This is a genomic window from Aeromonas sp. FDAARGOS 1407 (assembly GCF_019048725.1).
GTDB lineage: Bacteria > Pseudomonadota > Gammaproteobacteria > Enterobacterales > Aeromonadaceae > Aeromonas > Aeromonas enteropelogenes.
In genome coordinates, this window is sequence record NZ_CP077399.1 from 2,172,555 (window position 1) to 2,187,539 (window position 14,985).

Here is a 14,985-nt window from a genome sequence, read left to right on the forward strand (position 1 = left end):
CTCCCGCATGTGTCGTCAGAACTTCAGGGCCAGAGCGATATCTTCCTCGCTCTCCTCTTCCTCTTCGATGACGTTCTGGGCCTTGTTGGCGATGATGACGAATGGCACATACATCATGGTGGCCACACCCAGGTTGAACAGGGCCAGCAGGAAGGCTGCCACGCTGCCGTTGGTGTTGAAGAAGGCCCCCAGCCCCGCCGGCATGGTCCATGGGGCCATATTGGTGATGGGCGGAATGACGCCCGTGTAGTAGGCAAACAGGGTAATGCCCGTCAGTACCGGCTGCACCATCACGAAGGGGATGAGCAGCACCGGGTTCATGATGACCGGCAGGCCGAACAGGATGGGTTCGTTGATCTGGAACATGCCGGAGGGCAGGCCCAGCTTGGCGACCTGACGGTAGTCATCGCGGCGGGAGACCATGAAGATGGCCAGGATAAGGCCGAGAGTCGCACCGGTACCACCCAGATAGATGTAGGAGTCGAGCATCGGCTTGGTCCAGACATGGAACTCCTTGCCGGCCGCCAACGCCGCTTCGACCGAGCCGTACTGGGTGTAGAGCGCCACGTTCTCCAGAGTAAATGGCACCAGGATGCCGTTCTCGAGGGCGGAGAGGGCCAGAGAGCCGTGTACCCCGAAGAACCAGAGCAGTGGGGAGAAGAGCACATAGACCCAGCCCACCAGGCCACCCATGCTGGCCAGCGGCGTGGAGATGGTATCCATGATGAGCTGGTGGAAGTTGGTGCCGGCGTTGCCGAGCAGGTAGGCGATTACCCCCATGATGGAGAGGATGATGAAGCCCGGGATCAGCGCCGAGAAGGAGCGGGAGACTGAGCCTGGCACGCTGTCGGGCAGGCGGATCACCCAGTTGCGGCGCACGATGAAGGTGAACATCTCGGCCACGGCGATACCGATCAGCATGCCGGAGATGATGTTGGCGCCGCCCAGCCAGTTGGCACCGACGGCGTAAGCCTCACCGACGCTGAACGGCGTGACCGTCATGAAGGCGGCAACCGACAGCAGACCGGCGGCGAGCGGGTCAACCTTGCGCTCTTCCGCCAGCGCCATGCCGATGAAGAAGGGGGTCATCAGGGACATGATCCCCAGGGTGCCGTTGTAGACGCTGCCACCTATGCTCTTGAAGCCATCCAGGGTGGCGATGGTGGCGGGATCGAGCCGCACCCCCATGGAGTAGAAAAAAGAGCCCTCGCCAAAGCTCAGAAACACGTTGTTGATCAGCACAAACATGGCCCCGGCGAGCGTCAGGGGCATCAGTTTGATAAAGCCATTCTTGATGGCATTGACGTGAGGCTGTTTGCCCAGCTTCACGGCAATCGGCAGGATTGCCTTCTCCATCGATGCGATAAGGTTGCTCACATCTCTCTCCTTACTGTGCGCTGTGCTGCTTGATGGCCGCGACGGCCGCCTTGAGAACACCCAGGCCATCCACTTTTCCGTACAGGATGGAGTCGATCACCTCGACCGGCTTGCCAGGCAGTTGTTGCTGGATTTCCGGCAGCATGTAGGCGATTTGCGGGCCCAGCAGGATCAGATCGGCATCGACCCCCTTCTCGGCGGCCAGGGTCTCCGGATAGGCATCGATCACCACGGGGACATCATATTTTTCTGCCTGCGCCTTCATCTTCGAGACCAGCAGTGACGTGGACATCCCGGCAGAGCAAAACAGGTAGATGTGCTTCTTTTCCATAACCATTCCCTCAACGCTTGAAAATCAAATGAACAAACCGGTCGAGACGGCGGCGAGTCGCGCTGCAAGCCTTGATCATCTCCAATTGACCTTATTGTATCGACACATCCTGTTTGACTGGTATTTCGCGCTCTAAATCAATTGTCTTTGGTTGACCAAGTGATCTGCCGCTCTTCACAGTTTTCGATGTGCCATGATTGGAAAAAAGACGATATAACGAAGATAAAAAGAGAGGTTGATGATTTATTTTTATTTAAATCAATCAATTATGTGTTTTATGTGGTGCGTTGACCTGCTTTGCTAGAAAAATGAGAAATTGTCTTCACCGGCTCAAATTCACAAGTTAATGCAATCTGATTGATATTCCTGCCAGATCTTTCAGATCGTCTGAATATCACCAAGATGGGGTTTTATTGACCTTGCGTTAATGAGAATCAACCAGAGAGGTGGTCTCGGTCAGGGCGCCTGAAAGGTGATAGAGGGGCAAAAGAGATAGAAGGAAGAGTGACAAGCGCTAACTGGCAAAGAGCGGGAGAGGCTGCAGAAATCAGGACAGGCAAAACAGAGCAGTCGGTGAAGCAAGCAAAGCGGATCAGATAAAGAAAGCTGAGCCCGTAGAGGAGATAAACGCCTTGGCTTGCGTTCTCTCTCCCCCCTGAAAAGGTCAAGGCGCCAAGGCGAGCGAAAAGAAGCGGCCCCGGCACAGGGTGCCGGGGCCGCGAGTCGTCTCTTGCGGGTCGCAGACGCCAGTATGTCAATGTTGGTGAATTATCCCACCAGACCCATCGCCTGGGGCAGTGCCATCGAGATGGCTGGCACATAGGTGACCAGCAGCAGCACCAGCGCGATGACCGCGAAGAAGGGCAGCAGCGGCTTGATGACCCCCTCAATCTTGATCTCCCCAATCTTGCAGCCGGTGAACAGGATGGGGCCGACCGGGGGCGTGATGGTACCGAGGGAGAGGTTGAAGATCATCATGATGCCGAACTGCACCGGATCCATGCCGAACTGGGTGCAGATGGGCAGGAAGATGGGGGTGAAGATCAGCACTGCCGGGGTTGGGTCCATGAAGGTACCCACCAGCAGCAGCACCAGGTTCATGATCAGCAGGATGATCAGGAAGCTGTCGGTGAAGGAGAGCAGGCCGGAGGCGATCAGGGCCGGGATCTTGGTGAACGCCATCACCCAGGACATGATGGAGGAGGCGGCCAGCATCAGGATCACGATGGCCGTCATCTTGGCGGTCGCCAGAAAGATGGCGGGCAGGTCGGCCGCCTTGATGTTCCGGTAGCAGATGCCGAGCACGAGGGAGTAGACCACGGCAATGGCAGAGGCCTCGGTGGCCGTGAAGATGCCGCCCAGGATGCCGCCAATGACCACCACTATCATCATCAGGCTGGGAACCGCATCCAGCAGCAGCTTGAGATGCTGACCCTTGAGGGAGTTTTTTTCCGCCACATAGCCACGACGTTTGGCGATGAAGCCCGCTACCAGCATAACCCCCAGTCCCCACAGGATGCCGGGGACGTATCCTCCCATGAACAGGGCGGTAATGGAGACGCTGCCTGCCACTGTGGCATAGACGATCAGGGAGTTGCTGGGAGGGATCAGCATGCCGGTCGGGGCCGAGGCGATGTTGACCGCGGCGCTGAAGGCGGGATCGTAGTTATCCTTCTTCTGGATCGGGGACATGATGCCGCCGATGGCCGCTGCGGAGGCGACGCCGGACCCACTGATGGAGCCAAATAGCATGTTGGCGACCACGTTGGTCTGGGCCAAGGGGCCGGGCAGGAAGTTGCTGACGATCTTGGCGCAGTTGATCAGCCGGATGGCGATGCCGCCATTGTTCATCAGGTTGCCGGCCAGGATGAAGAAGGGGATGGCCAGCAGGGCGAAAGAGTCCAGGCCGACGAAGACTCGCTGGGCCGAGGTCAGGATGGCGCCATCAAACGGCAGGATCATCGCCATCGCCAGGAAGGAGGAGAGCCCGATACTGATGCTGATGGGGGTGCCGATGAACAGCAGGATAAACGCACCGATGAACATCACCAGCGCAACAACAACCGCAATATCCATAGTTACACCTTTTGCTTGAAGGAGAATTGCCTGGCCAACCCGTACTGGTTGTACAGGCAGTAGAAGACAGCCAGCACGCCGCTGATGGGAATGGCGGCATAATGCTGGTCAGGGTGGCGCAGAAGCCCTTCTGAACAGCGGGTTCACTTGGTGCAGAGAAAGGAGTCGGTTGTTCAGTGGGTTTCATGACTGATCCTCATAAAAGGGGCTGCGATGGCAGCCCCTGGCAACATGCGGCATTAGTTGGCCAATGCGCGGATCTTGCTGAAAATGTCTTTCTGTTCCGGCGTGGTCAGCAGGGTCTCCTGCAGCGGCTTGCAGCGAGCCTGGAAGGGGGCGATATCCACCTCGGTAAAGGTGGCTCCCTGGCTGGTAGCAGTCTGCTTCGCGCTTTCCAGTGCCTGGCTGAAGAGATCAAACTCGGTCGAGGTACTCTCCTTGGCCAGCTTGCGGAAGGTGGCCTGATCCGCGGCATCCATCTGGCTCAGGAAGTTTTCGTTGACCACCAGCAGATCGGCCACCATCACATGACGGGTATAGGAGAAGTGTGGTGCCACCTCGTACTGTTTCAGGTCGGCATAGGTGATCTCGTTATTCTCGGCACCATCCAGCACCCCTTGCTGGATGGCTGAATAGACCTCGCCCTGTCCCATGGGCACACCGGTTCCCCCCATGCAGCCCAGCATCTTGACCATGGTGTCGGACTGCATGACCCGGATCTTCTTCCCTTTCATGTCTTCGGGGGTCTTGATGGGGGCTCCCTTGACATACATGCTGCGCGCGCCGGCGGTGTAGGCGGTCAATACCTCGAAGCCGTTGCCCTTGGTTGAGCTGAACAGGGCATCCAGGGTTCCGCCGGTGAACACTTTGCGCTGGTGCTCGGGGCTGTCATAGATGTAGGGCATAGCCAGTACGGAGAAGTTCTTGTTGAAGTTCTCGACCAAGGGGTTGGCGACCACCGCCAGCTGGATGGCGCCGGACTGGACCAGCTCCAGCGCGGCACGCTGATCACCCAGCAGCTCGTTCGGGTGGATCTCCAGCTTGTATTTCCCGCCGGTGGCGGCTTCCAGTTTCTGGCTGAAATCTTCAAGGGCCTTGTACTGGGGGTTGTTCTCGGACTGGTTGAACGCTGTTTTCAAAATCACGGGACCAGCAGCCTTGCTGTCTTCACCACATCCAGTCAGAAACAGACCAGCGGCTACAACAGTGCCAATAAGAGACAACTTGGGCAGAGCATTCTTCGTACGCATGTGTAACCCCTCTATGGGTTGGTTATCTTGATGGTGTTCATGCTACGTGAATCCGGCACGATTTCAGTGATCAAACTCAAGATAATGAAATGGCGTTTCTATTTTGTGAGAATTTGAAATCATTTTTTGTGGGATGGCGGTGTTGCATTCCGTTACAGGCGGTAAGGCAAGGCTGCAAACCGGCTCTCAACGCGGAGTGCAGGGGGGGAGTGGGAACTTGCCAATGGGCTCTTGGGCTGGCGGTGTTGGCGATCCAAAAGGGGATAAAAACAATCAGCCCCCACAAGGGCGGGGGCTGTATCGCAGACGTTGGCCCGGATTACTGCGCGGCCAGCCAATGTTTGCAAACCTTGAACACGGCCTTCTTGATCCTGGCTGGTGCTCGTACCTGGCAGGTGGGTCTGTGTACCTCGCCGGGGTAGAAGATGGCGAAGTCACCGCGCTCGAGCTGCAATCGGGTGGTGATCGCCGGGTCCTCCAGAAAGAGCAGATCCGGTTTTGTTTCCGGGTAGGTATGAGGAGAGCTGACGGTGGCGCTAGTGGCGATCATCTCCTGGCCATCCAGCACTATCTGGATATCGAGGTAACGATCGTGAAACTCGCTCTTCAGGTTTGCCTCCTGAGCCGTGGTGGGGTGCGAGACGATATAGAAGACGGCATCGTCGATGAGATCGTATTTCCCCTCCTCCTGTTGCTGCAGGCGAGACAGAGACAGCTCGTCGCGAGTCAGGAGTTGCAGCAGCGGGGCGGGCAGCATGGCGATGTCGAGCCGGTTAAGATTGCCAGTGATCATGGCGTGAGCTCCTTGGATGGAGCCGGCGACTCACTCGTGTTGCATCGCCGGATCCGGGGTGACGTGACGGACCCGCGAGAGGGGTCTGTGCAAGGTTACAGGGCGGCCATGGCCTCCTTGGCCAGTGCACCAATCTTTTGCCATTCGCGGTTGTCGATGAGGTTGGCGGGGACCATCCAGGTGCCACCACAGGCAAAGACGGCGGGCAGGGCCAGATAGTCTTTCACATTGCTCGGGCTGATGCCGCCAGTGGGCATGAAGGAGACCGGATAGACGGCGCTCATGGCCTTGAGCATGCCCAGTCCACCGGACGGCTCTGCCGGGAAGAACTTGAGGGTATGCAGACCCAGCTCCATGGCCTGCTCCACCAGGCTGGGGTTGTTGACGCCCGGGATGATGGGCACGCCGCGGGCCTGGCAGTATTGCACTATGCGCGGGTTGAGCCCCGGGCTCACGATGAAGTCTACGCCGGCCTCGATGGCCTGATCGACCTGGGCCGTGGTCAGTACGGTACCAGCACCGATGATCATCTCCGGAAAGGCTTCCCGCAGGCGGCGGATAGACTCGGCGGCAGCCGGAGTGCGGAAGGTGATCTCTGCGCTGGGCATGCCGTTGTCCATCAGGGTCTGGCCGAGAGCGACGGCATCATCGGCATCCTTGATGGCGATGACGGGGATGATCTTCAGGGCGGAGAGTTGTTCAAGCAATATCGACATGGGAAGCCTCGTTGGCTGAGTGGTCAGGAGTAATGTGGGGTGGCATCGCCGTCAGGGGGATGATGGCACCACGGTGTTGAATAACGGTGCTTGCCAGCAGGTGGGCATAACGCGCTGAGTCGGCCGGGGATTGCCCTGCCAGTCTGGCAGCAAGGTAACCCGCACTGAACGAGTCACCGGCAGCGGTCGTGTCGATCACGCACTCTTTTACCAGCGCTACGGCCGGCACTTCACAGCTGTATGCCTGCTGGACGATGAGGCAGGGGGCGGCGCCACGCTTGATGACGATCTCCTCGACACCCAGCTCGCGAGTGCGGGCCAGGCATTGGGCCTCTTCGCTGTCGCCCCAAAGGGCAAACTCGTCATCCAGGGTCAGGAAGGCGATGTCGGTCAGGGCCAGCATGGCGCGATAGGCTTGCCTGGCCGCTTCCCGGCTCTCCCAAAGGCGTGGTCGATAGTTGTTGTCAAAGACGATTCGGACGCCGGAGGCCCGGCACTCGGCCAGCCGCTGCAGCAGAGTCTGGCGATCCTCATCGGAGAGGATGGCGAGGCTTATGCCGCTCAGGTAGAGGTAGTCAAACGCCTGCAGCTGGCGGCAGATCTCGCCGCTTTTGGGTGTCTGCAACCAGTAGCGGGCCGCCGCGTCGTTGCGCCAGTAGTGGAAGGTTCGTTCCCCCCGCTCGTCCGTCTCGATGAGGTAGAGGCCGGGCAGCTTGTGGTCGAGCCGTTGTACCAGTTCGGTGTGTACCCCCTCCTGTTGCCATTGGGCCAGCATGGCACTGCTCATGGGATCCGTGCCCAGGGCGCTGACATAATTCACGGCGACATCTGGATTGGCGCGCGTCAGATAGACGGCGGTGTTGAGGGTGTCCCCCCCGAAATGGCGCACTATGCTGTCCCGGTTTTCGGACAACTCGATCATGCACTCGCCAATGACGGCGACTTTGATAGCCATAATTTCTCCCGCGTACTTCGCGTTGGTGACCCGACCATTTTATTTAATTGTCATTCAATTGAAATAAAGTAAAACGTAATTTCATTAAATTTGTGACGTCGGTCTTATGTATGACAAGATGACGAAATGCGCCCGCCAAAGGTGTTTCTACTATCGAGGGAATACAGGGCGAGAAAGAGGGGCCATGGAGCGGGTGAGGTGGTAACAGCGGGATGAAACCTGGTCGTTCCCGTGTGGTGAAGAGAGGGGACTCAACGTGAGCAAGGCCACATAATGTCCTCATTATTCACTGATTTATCTGGATAATCGCTACCAACTCTATGACTGCCAGTTCATTTCAAATACAATGAAACAATCAATCATTTTTTTTGGAAGTAGACATGTCTGTGATAGATAACTCGCCTGATTCAGTCTCATCTGTGCTCAAGGTGTTTGGCATTTTGCAGGCGCTCGGGGAACAAAAAGAGATCGGGGTGACGGAGCTTTCCCAGCGCATCATGATGTCCAAGAGCACCGTCTACCGCTTTTTGCAAACGATGAAAACCCTGGGATATGTCTCCCAGGAAGGGGAAACCGACAAGTATGCCCTCAGTCTGAAACTGTTCGAGCTGGGCGCCAAGGCGTTGGAGCACCAGGATCTGGTCAAGATCGCCGATGAGCAGATGCACCGTCTTGGCAAGCTGACCAAGGAGACCCTGCATCTGGGTACGCTGGATGAAGACAGCATCGTCTATCTGCACAAGATCGACTCCGAATACAACCTGCGGATGTACTCCCGTATCGGCCGCCGTCGTCCCCTTTACAGCACTGGTCTTGGCAAGGTGATGATGGCCTGGTTGCCCGATACCGAGGTGCGCGCCATGCTGGCCGACGTGACCTTCGAGCGCTTTACCGAGCACACTCTGAAGGATGTCGATGCACTGTTGGTGGAGCTGGCACAGGTGCGGGAACAGGGTTATGCCGAAGACAGGGAAGAGATGGAACACGGCCTGCGGTGCTTCGCCGTTCCCATCTACAGCCGTATGGGGCGGATCATCGCGGGGCTCTCCCTGTCACTGCCCCTGGTGCGTTTCCATGAGGAAGACAAGGAGACGCTGGTGGCTCAGTTGCATGATGCCGCGGCCAAGATTTCCGCCGGTCTGGGCTTCCACGACTATCCCTTTGGGATGAACGACCAGCGCGGATAAGGTTCATCCGTCATATAAAGAGCAGGCTTGGCCTGCTCTTTTTTTATGTGTGGTATGGGACTGTTTGCCTGCGCGGTCAGGCGTTTTGCGGTGTTGCCCGGTAGAGCTTGAAGATGGTGTGGCTGTTGATGACGAAGAAGATGCTCTCCTGCAGGATGCCGCCGATGGATCCCGCCCAGACATTATGGGTCAGCCAACAGACGGTACTGCTCAGCATGCAGAGCCTCAGAGCAATGCCGTTGAGGCGAAACAGGGCATAGGTGCTCAGGGTGGTGCCGAGCAGGGTCAGTATCTGCACCGGATGGGTAATCTGGGGGATGACCAGCAGCCAGGCCAGCGCCAGAAACAGCAGCATGACGCCCAGGCCGCGGTAGTAACCCGAAACCCAGTTGCGTACTGCACAGAGCAGACAGTTGATGGCGGCCACGGAGGATCCCAGCAGCAGGAAGTGCAAACCCATCAGGGTGCCGTTGAGGGTGAGGTGGAGTCTGAGCTTGTTGTCCTGGCGTTGCATGAAGGCCGTGGCGCCAACGAGGCAGGCCAGCAACCCCACGGATTGGGCAAACCAGTTGCTATCGAGAAACATATCGCCCTCCTGTCAGGGGACAATGACAAAAGGCGCCTTGCGGCGCCTTGTCACATTGCGCTGGATCAGCGGGCCAGCCAGCCGCCATCGACGGCAATCGTGTAGCCATTGATGTAGTCGGAGGCGGCGGAGGTCAGGAATACCACAGGGCCCATCATATCGTCCGGTACGCCCCAGCGCCCTGCCGGGATCCGCTCCAGAATGGCGGCATTGCGGTCATCGTCGGCGCGCAGGGCTACGGTATTGTTGGTGGCCATGTAGCCGGGGGCGATGGCGTTGACATTGATCCCCTTGCTTGCCCATTCGTTGGCCAGCAGGCGAGTGATGCCCATGACGCCGCTCTTGGAGGCGGTGTAGGAGGGGACGCGGATCCCGCCCTGATAGGAGAGCATGGAGGCGATGTTGACTATCTTGCCGCCTGTGCCCTGGGTGATGAACTGTCTGGCCACCGCCTGGGACATGAAGAAGACGCTCTTGATGTTGATGTTCATCACGTCGTCCCAATCTTTTTCGCTGAAATTGATCGCATCTTCCCGGCGAATGATGCCGGCATTGTTCACCAGCACATCCACATGACCGAAGTGGGAAACTGCCTGATCCACCAGTGCGGGCAGGCTCTCCACCTTGCTGACGTCGGCCTTCAGGCTCAGGAAGCGGCGACCGATGGCCTCGACCTTGGCGATGGTGTCGGTGGGCTCGACGATGTTGATGCCGACGATGTCACAACCCGCCTCGGCGAGCCCGAGAGCCATACCCTGACCCAGCCCGGTGTCGCAACCGGTGACGATGGCGACCTTACCTTTCAGATCGAATGCATTAAGAATCATAACGTTACCTCTAAACCACGGGACGGTGGAGTGTCTTGCCACGGCGAAGCGGCCACCCTGGCCGCCCACCATTCATTGTTTTGATCAGCGCAGGTCGCGGACCGCGACATGGTCCATGTCACCGAACACCTGGTTCTCGCCCACCATGCCCCAGATGAAGGTGTAGGCCTGGGTGCCGACGCCAGCGTGAATGGACCAGCTCGGGGAGATGACGGCCTGTTCGTTGTGCACCAGCAGGTGACGGGTTTCGTCCGGCTTGCCCATCATGTGGAAGACGGCGGCGTCTTCCTTCATGTTGAAGTAGAAGTAGACCTCCATGCGGCGCTCGTGGGTGTGGCAGGGCATGGTGTTCCACAGGCTGCCCTCTTCCAGTTGAGTCATGCCCATCACCAGTTGGCAGGTCGGTAGCACGTCCGGTACCAGATACTTGTAGATGGTGCGACGGTTGCTGGTGGAGGCATCGCCCAGGGTCGCCGGAGAGGCCTGGGCCTGGGTGACCTTGCGGGTCGGGTAGTGGGTGTGGGCGGGGGCGCTGTTGTAATAGAACTTGGCCGGCTGGGCGGCGCTGACGCTGGCAAAGCTCAGTTCCCGTGCGCCCTGGCCAACGTAGAGGGCTTCTGCATTGCCTACCTCGTAGGTGGTGCCATCCACGATCACCACTCCCGGGCCGCCGATGTTGATGAGGCCAAGCTCGCGCCGTTCGAGGAAGTAGGTGACGCCAAACGCCTTGCCCAGCTCGTCGGAGAAGGTCAGCGGGGCATCGACCGGCATGAGACCACCGAACACGATGCGGTCGATGTGGCTGTAAGTCATGGTCAGCTGATCCGGGGTGAAGATCTCTTCCACCAGAAACTCACGGCGCAGGCCCTGGGTATCCAGTTGCTTGGCATGGTCGCTATGGATGCTTTGACGAGTTTGCATAATGAACCTCAATTTCAGGGCCTTGGCGGCATAAATGACAACGTATCTGGGAATTCTCTTTGTTGAAAACACGATACCAACAAAAAGAAATGCCATCAACATAAAAACAAAACGATGTTTTATATTTGTGAGGTGGTCGTTTTTATTCGAACCGGCAGACAGGCAAAGCGAAGCATCGGGCGACGGATGTTCAGGGGGAAGGAGCGGAATGCTAGGGTGGTGAAATCAGAGTGATGTGCCTTGTCAGCAGCTTGCGCGACGCGCTGGGGCCGAGTCATCCAGGGACAGTCTTGACGGGGTTAAGCCTGCCGGCGGCCTTGGCTCAGAAGCAAGGTCGCCAGGCTGAAACGATAGCGGCCCCGGCACAGGGTGCCGGTGCCGCTGGTTAAGAGGAGGGGCTCAGATCCGTCCCTGATAGCGCAGGGGGAAGCGCCCCTGACTGTCGGGCTGGCCGAGGAAGGGGAGTCCCTGCTGCATCTGGGCGGGCAGATCCGGCCCCGGCTTCAGGCTGCCCTGGAACAGGTACTGGCCGTTGGCCTGCAGCTCCAGGCGACCCTGGGTCTCTACCGCATTGGAATCCTGCTTGAGTTCGGCCACTACCCTGGAGTCGAGGCAGGTGAGTTTTACCTCGGGGTCGGCCAGCGTCAGCTTGCCGGCCGGGGTATCGGCAATGGCGTCATACCAGTCGAGGTTGCCGTAGAGGTTGTCGCACCAGGGAGCCCCCTGGGCAAACTGGTCGATCTTGAGTTGCAGCTGGCCGGCCACGGTGAGCGGGAAGGGCGGGCGCAGCGGGAGGCGGGCCAGCAGCCAGGGCGCCGGGGCGTTGAGGGTGAGATCGCGGGCAAACAGGCTGCCCTGCCAGCCGATCACCCCCTGGCCATTGAGGCCGTGGCGATTGCCAAAACGCACCGACACCTCGGGGGCGAAGCGCAGCAAAGACCAGCCATTGAGCTCCCAGCGCAGCTGGTTCACCGATTCGCTGGCGTATTGCAATCGGGCTATCTGGCCACTCCAGAGGGTGCCGCTGACCCCCTCCAGCTTGAGCAGGTTGGCCATCTGGGCAGGCAGCGGCAGATAACGGGCCACCAGCGCTGCCGGCAGGGTGGCCAGCAGGAAGATGAGATAGGCCACCAGAAACAGGGTGGCAGTCAGGATTCGCTGTTTCATTGGGGACGACTCAGTTGCAAACGTCTGACCTTGACCAGGCCCGGGGCCAGGTCTTCGCGGGCGATCTCGATGACCTGGATCTGGATGCCGTGCTGCTCCACCAGGGTGGATAGCCAGAGCAGCAGATCATCGAACTGGACCGTATCGATCCACACCTGCAGTTCGCTGCCCTGGGGTTGCAGGCGGGCAATCTTGATCTTGTGGTTGAAGGCGGTGCGGTTGACCGTCCCTTCCAGGGTGCCGCCGGTATCAGCCGGCACCACCTGGTTGCCGCGCATGGCGATTACCTCGGCCCCTTTCTCCTTGAGCCAGGCCAGGGTTTGCTGCTGGTTTTGTACCTGGCGCTCCCGCTCCGCGATACGGTTGTTGAGGGGATGCCAGACGCTCCAGTAGCAGAGCCCGATCAGCAGCAGTATGCCGCCTGCTGCCACCAGCCGCTGTTCCCGGGCGGTGATGCCGTGCCACCACCCATGCAGTTTTGCCATCATGATGATTTGTCCTTGAGCACCAGTGCGCCCTCTACCTTGCCCTCGCCGCTGCGTACCTCGCCCTGCTGCACCTCGAAGCGCTTGCCAGCCAGCTCGCGAAAGCGTTCTATCTCGCCATAACCGGGAGCGCTGACCTGCAGGCGCAGCTCGCTGCGGCTGGCATCAAAGCGCAACACCTGGGGCTTGAGACCGGGGATCTCGGCGAAGGTGGGGGCCAGTTCAGTCAGCATCAGCAGGATGCCGTTTTGCGGGGCCTGTCCCAGTTGCTTGAGGTGCTGGGCCATCTGGCTGCGTACGTTCACAATGCGGCTCTCCCCGGGGAAGATGCGGGTGTAGACCTGGCGGATCTCCCCCTTGAGCGCCTTGTCCTGCTGTTCCAGCTGATAGAGCTGCGCGCCACGCTGGACCAGGGCTACCAGCAACAGCAGGGTGGCAGTGATGGCCACCTTGCGCCACTGCTGCCAGTAGCGGGCATATTCGGTCTGGGGACGGTAGGGTCCGGTGAGCAGGTTGGCGCGACAGGCGAGCGCCCCCCTGGCCAGTAGCAACATGGGCAGCTCGGGCTCGGCGGCCTGCCAGTTGGCATGCGCCATGGCGGGGGGCGGCGTATGGCTGTGGATGGTGACCGGTTCGGCCTCGGCCGCCAGCAGCAGGGCCAGCAGGGCCTCGTCGGTGACGATCCCCTGCCATGGGCCCTGACGGATCAGCCACTCTTGCTCCAGTTGCAGAGCCGACCAGCCGTCGCTTGCGGGGGGCAGGGCCAGCACATCCGGTAGCAGTTGCAGGCTTTTGAGCCCGGCGGCCTCGAGCCAGCCGAGCCACTCGGTCATCTTCTGGCGATCCACCGCCATCAGATCCACGTTGGGGCCATCGTGGGCCAGCGCTACCAGGTGAAGATCCTCCACATCGGAGGCGATCTGCTCCTCCAGCAGGTAGGGGAGGGCCGCCGCCGACTGGCGGCTGTAACGGCCGGGCAGGGTGACGCGCCGAAACAGCAGATCGCTGCCCGGCACCAGAGTGACCACGGGACGGCCACCGGCCCGTTCCTGCAGCTCGTTCAGCGCGTCGGCCGAGGGGAGCTGGCCGGAGGCGATGATCTCCTGCTCCTGGGCAGACCAGACCAGCCAGGCCACCGGTTGTTGTTTATTGGTCCCCAGACGGATGACCAGACTCTCGCTCACGCATCTCTCTCCTGCGATGCCGGCGCACCCCGAGTGGGCCGCCGGTGCGCAGCCTGCCGGCTGCATCCAAAATCGGTCGGGTGCCGAAGGCTTGCTTCGGCTTCCCTCATTCGGCGGTGCCGTTCAAACGGCGCAGCACCACCAGCTTGTTGTCCTTGCCACGCTGGAACAGGGTCTCCAGCCAGGCGCGGGTGTCCCCCGTCTCGGCGACCACGCGGGCGGCAAAAAAGTCGCTCTTGACCACCAGGGCCTCCTTGAGCCCCTTGATGCTCTCAAGGGAGACACCCATGCGATCCGTCATCAGCTTGATCTCTTTCCACCCCTTCTTGGGGCGCTCGGTCAGCAGCCGTTTGGCATCGTCCGGTCCTATCTTGCCCCGGTAGAGTGCCACCAGCAGGGCCGGCTGCTCCGGATCCAGCGTGTTGATATTGATCTTCAGCTTGCTGCTTGGCAGGGCGCAGACATAGGGGGCCAGTTTGGCATAGACCCTGGCCGTGACCCCGCGCACCGCCCTCAGCTCATCCTTGCCCAGCATCCACTGGTTGGCGGTCAGATAGGGAGGCTTGAGCCCTTCGTAATAGGCGTCCTCGGCTCCCAGACTCGAGACCAGCACAGTATCCTTGTCGACCCAGTCGCGCACGGCATCGGTGAGCTGGGCCGCTTCGTAATCCTCCATCCCCAGCTGGCTCAGGAGTTCGCGAAACACCTGCACCGGATAGGGCTGCTGTTCCAGCTCCTCGCCCCCCCCCGCGGCACTCGCCACGGCCAGGCTGTTGAGGTTGAAGCAGGATTGCAGGTCGGTCACCTCGCCACGCAGCTTGCCATCCTCCAGCGGGAACACCGCCTCCTTGCGGGCCCAGTTCTGCCCCAGGCTCACCACCTCGGGGTCATCCTTGAAATCCTGGGTCAGCACCTTGCTCACCAGTGCCTCCGCCGACATGGCATACCACCAGGCCTGCTTGCCCGCGGTGAGGTTGGCGGTGCGGCGCAGCTCCAGCTGCAGGCGGCCGCTCATGTTGCTGGCGACGATCACCATCACGGAGAGGATCAGCAACACCACCAGCAGGGCCATTCCCCCCTGGCGGCCCAGACGGGCGCTACCCCTCATTGGGAGTGACTCCACTCTGGTT

15 protein-coding genes are annotated in these 14,985 nt (G+C 59.8%); 1 reads left to right on the forward strand and 14 read right to left on the reverse strand.

Annotation, left to right across the window (positions count from 1 at the left end):
- Positions 1-15: 15 nt before the first annotated feature.
- From chbC to I6L37_RS10520, 7 genes are all read right to left on the reverse strand, one after another.
- Positions 16-1,377 carry a PTS N,N'-diacetylchitobiose transporter subunit IIC gene (gene chbC / locus I6L37_RS10490; RefSeq protein ID WP_216994000.1) on the reverse strand — a complete coding sequence of 454 codons (1,362 nt, stop codon included), beginning with the start codon at positions 1,375-1,377 and terminating at the stop codon, positions 16-18.
- A 10-nt stretch (positions 1,378-1,387) separates the two neighbouring features.
- A complete protein-coding gene (locus I6L37_RS10495) occupies positions 1,388-1,708 on the reverse strand; it encodes a PTS sugar transporter subunit IIB (protein WP_026457940.1) in 321 nt (106 codons plus the stop codon).
- 768 nt (positions 1,709-2,476) lie between these two features.
- A complete protein-coding gene (locus I6L37_RS10500; RefSeq protein WP_042027755.1) occupies positions 2,477-3,784 on the reverse strand; it encodes a TRAP transporter large permease in 1,308 nt (435 codons plus the stop codon).
- A 239-nt stretch (positions 3,785-4,023) separates the two neighbouring features.
- On the reverse strand, positions 4,024-5,034 hold the full coding sequence (locus tag I6L37_RS10505; RefSeq protein WP_124238776.1) for a TRAP transporter substrate-binding protein: 1,011 nt from the start codon (positions 5,032-5,034) through the stop codon (positions 4,024-4,026).
- Between the two features lie 319 nt (positions 5,035-5,353).
- Complete coding sequence (locus I6L37_RS10510) at positions 5,354-5,827, reverse strand: YhcH/YjgK/YiaL family protein (protein ID WP_124238775.1); 474 nt, start codon at positions 5,825-5,827, stop codon at positions 5,354-5,356.
- 95 nt (positions 5,828-5,922) lie between these two features.
- On the reverse strand, positions 5,923-6,543 hold the full coding sequence (locus I6L37_RS10515; protein ID WP_042027749.1) for a bifunctional 4-hydroxy-2-oxoglutarate aldolase/2-dehydro-3-deoxy-phosphogluconate aldolase: 621 nt from the start codon (positions 6,541-6,543) through the stop codon (positions 5,923-5,925).
- Positions 6,527-7,498 carry a sugar kinase gene (locus I6L37_RS10520; protein WP_216994001.1) on the reverse strand — a complete coding sequence of 324 codons (972 nt, stop codon included), beginning with the start codon at positions 7,496-7,498 and terminating at the stop codon, positions 6,527-6,529. Before I6L37_RS10520 ends, I6L37_RS10515 begins: the two co-directional genes overlap by 17 nt.
- Positions 7,499-7,878: 380 nt before the next feature.
- Here I6L37_RS10520 and kdgR point away from each other — a divergent pair, with 380 nt between their 5' ends.
- A complete protein-coding gene (gene kdgR / locus I6L37_RS10525; RefSeq protein WP_254203560.1) occupies positions 7,879-8,685 on the forward strand; it encodes a DNA-binding transcriptional regulator KdgR in 807 nt (268 codons plus the stop codon).
- A 76-nt stretch (positions 8,686-8,761) separates the two neighbouring features.
- On the opposite strand, the gene I6L37_RS10530 is transcribed toward kdgR, so the two are convergent.
- The 7 genes from I6L37_RS10530 to exeK all read right to left on the reverse strand — a co-directional run bounded on the left by I6L37_RS10530 (position 8,762) and on the right by exeK (position 14,963).
- Entirely contained in the window at positions 8,762-9,271 is a 510-nt protein-coding gene (locus I6L37_RS10530; protein WP_124238771.1) for a YgjV family protein, read from the reverse strand.
- A 65-nt stretch (positions 9,272-9,336) separates the two neighbouring features.
- Positions 9,337-10,098 (reverse strand): 2-dehydro-3-deoxy-D-gluconate 5-dehydrogenase KduD, encoded by a 762-nt coding sequence (gene kduD, locus I6L37_RS10535; RefSeq protein ID WP_216994002.1) that lies wholly within the window; start codon positions 10,096-10,098, stop codon positions 9,337-9,339.
- An 84-nt stretch (positions 10,099-10,182) separates the two neighbouring features.
- Positions 10,183-11,019 carry a 5-dehydro-4-deoxy-D-glucuronate isomerase gene (gene kduI / locus I6L37_RS10540; protein ID WP_216994003.1) on the reverse strand — a complete coding sequence of 279 codons (837 nt, stop codon included), beginning with the start codon at positions 11,017-11,019 and terminating at the stop codon, positions 10,183-10,185.
- A gap of 399 nt (positions 11,020-11,418) precedes the next feature.
- On the reverse strand, positions 11,419-12,186 hold the full coding sequence (exeN, locus tag I6L37_RS10545) for a GspN family type II secretion system protein ExeN (protein WP_216994004.1): 768 nt from the start codon (positions 12,184-12,186) through the stop codon (positions 11,419-11,421).
- A complete protein-coding gene (gene exeM / locus I6L37_RS10550) occupies positions 12,183-12,674 on the reverse strand; it encodes a GspM family type II secretion system protein ExeM (protein ID WP_061475846.1) in 492 nt (163 codons plus the stop codon). Before exeM ends, exeN begins: the two co-directional genes overlap by 4 nt.
- Complete coding sequence (exeL, locus tag I6L37_RS10555; protein ID WP_216994005.1) at positions 12,671-13,855, reverse strand: GspL family type II secretion system protein ExeL; 1,185 nt, start codon at positions 13,853-13,855, stop codon at positions 12,671-12,673. The genes exeM and exeL overlap by 4 nt, the downstream gene beginning before the upstream one ends.
- Before the next feature lie 106 nt (positions 13,856-13,961).
- Positions 13,962-14,963, reverse strand: a complete 1,002-nt coding sequence (gene exeK, locus I6L37_RS10560; RefSeq protein WP_216994006.1) for a GspK family T2SS minor pseudopilin variant ExeK — start codon at positions 14,961-14,963, stop codon at positions 13,962-13,964.
- Positions 14,964-14,985: the final 22 nt, after the last annotated feature.

Coding starts and splice junctions, on each gene's coding strand:
- exeN (WP_216994004.1), bottom strand. CDS start 12,186: ATGAAACAGCGAATCCTGACTGCCACCCTGTTTCTGGTGGCCTATCTC.
- kduD (WP_216994002.1), bottom strand. CDS start 10,098: ATGATTCTTAATGCATTCGATCTGAAAGGTAAGGTCGCCATCGTCACC.
- I6L37_RS10500 (WP_042027755.1), bottom strand. CDS start 3,784: ATGGATATTGCGGTTGTTGTTGCGCTGGTGATGTTCATCGGTGCGTTT.
- I6L37_RS10510 (WP_124238775.1), bottom strand. CDS start 5,827: ATGATCACTGGCAATCTTAACCGGCTCGACATCGCCATGCTGCCCGCC.
- exeK (WP_216994006.1), bottom strand. CDS start 14,963: ATGAGGGGTAGCGCCCGTCTGGGCCGCCAGGGGGGAATGGCCCTGCTG.
- kdgR (WP_254203560.1), top strand. CDS start 7,879: ATGTCTGTGATAGATAACTCGCCTGATTCAGTCTCATCTGTGCTCAAG.
- I6L37_RS10505 (WP_124238776.1), bottom strand. CDS start 5,034: ATGCGTACGAAGAATGCTCTGCCCAAGTTGTCTCTTATTGGCACTGTT.
- I6L37_RS10495 (WP_026457940.1), bottom strand. CDS start 1,708: ATGGAAAAGAAGCACATCTACCTGTTTTGCTCTGCCGGGATGTCCACG.
- exeM (WP_061475846.1), bottom strand. CDS start 12,674: ATGATGGCAAAACTGCATGGGTGGTGGCACGGCATCACCGCCCGGGAA.
- I6L37_RS10520 (WP_216994001.1), bottom strand. CDS start 7,498: ATGGCTATCAAAGTCGCCGTCATTGGCGAGTGCATGATCGAGTTGTCC.
- kduI (WP_216994003.1), bottom strand. CDS start 11,019: ATGCAAACTCGTCAAAGCATCCATAGCGACCATGCCAAGCAACTGGAT.
- I6L37_RS10530 (WP_124238771.1), bottom strand. CDS start 9,271: ATGTTTCTCGATAGCAACTGGTTTGCCCAATCCGTGGGGTTGCTGGCC.
- I6L37_RS10515 (WP_042027749.1), bottom strand. CDS start 6,543: ATGTCGATATTGCTTGAACAACTCTCCGCCCTGAAGATCATCCCCGTC.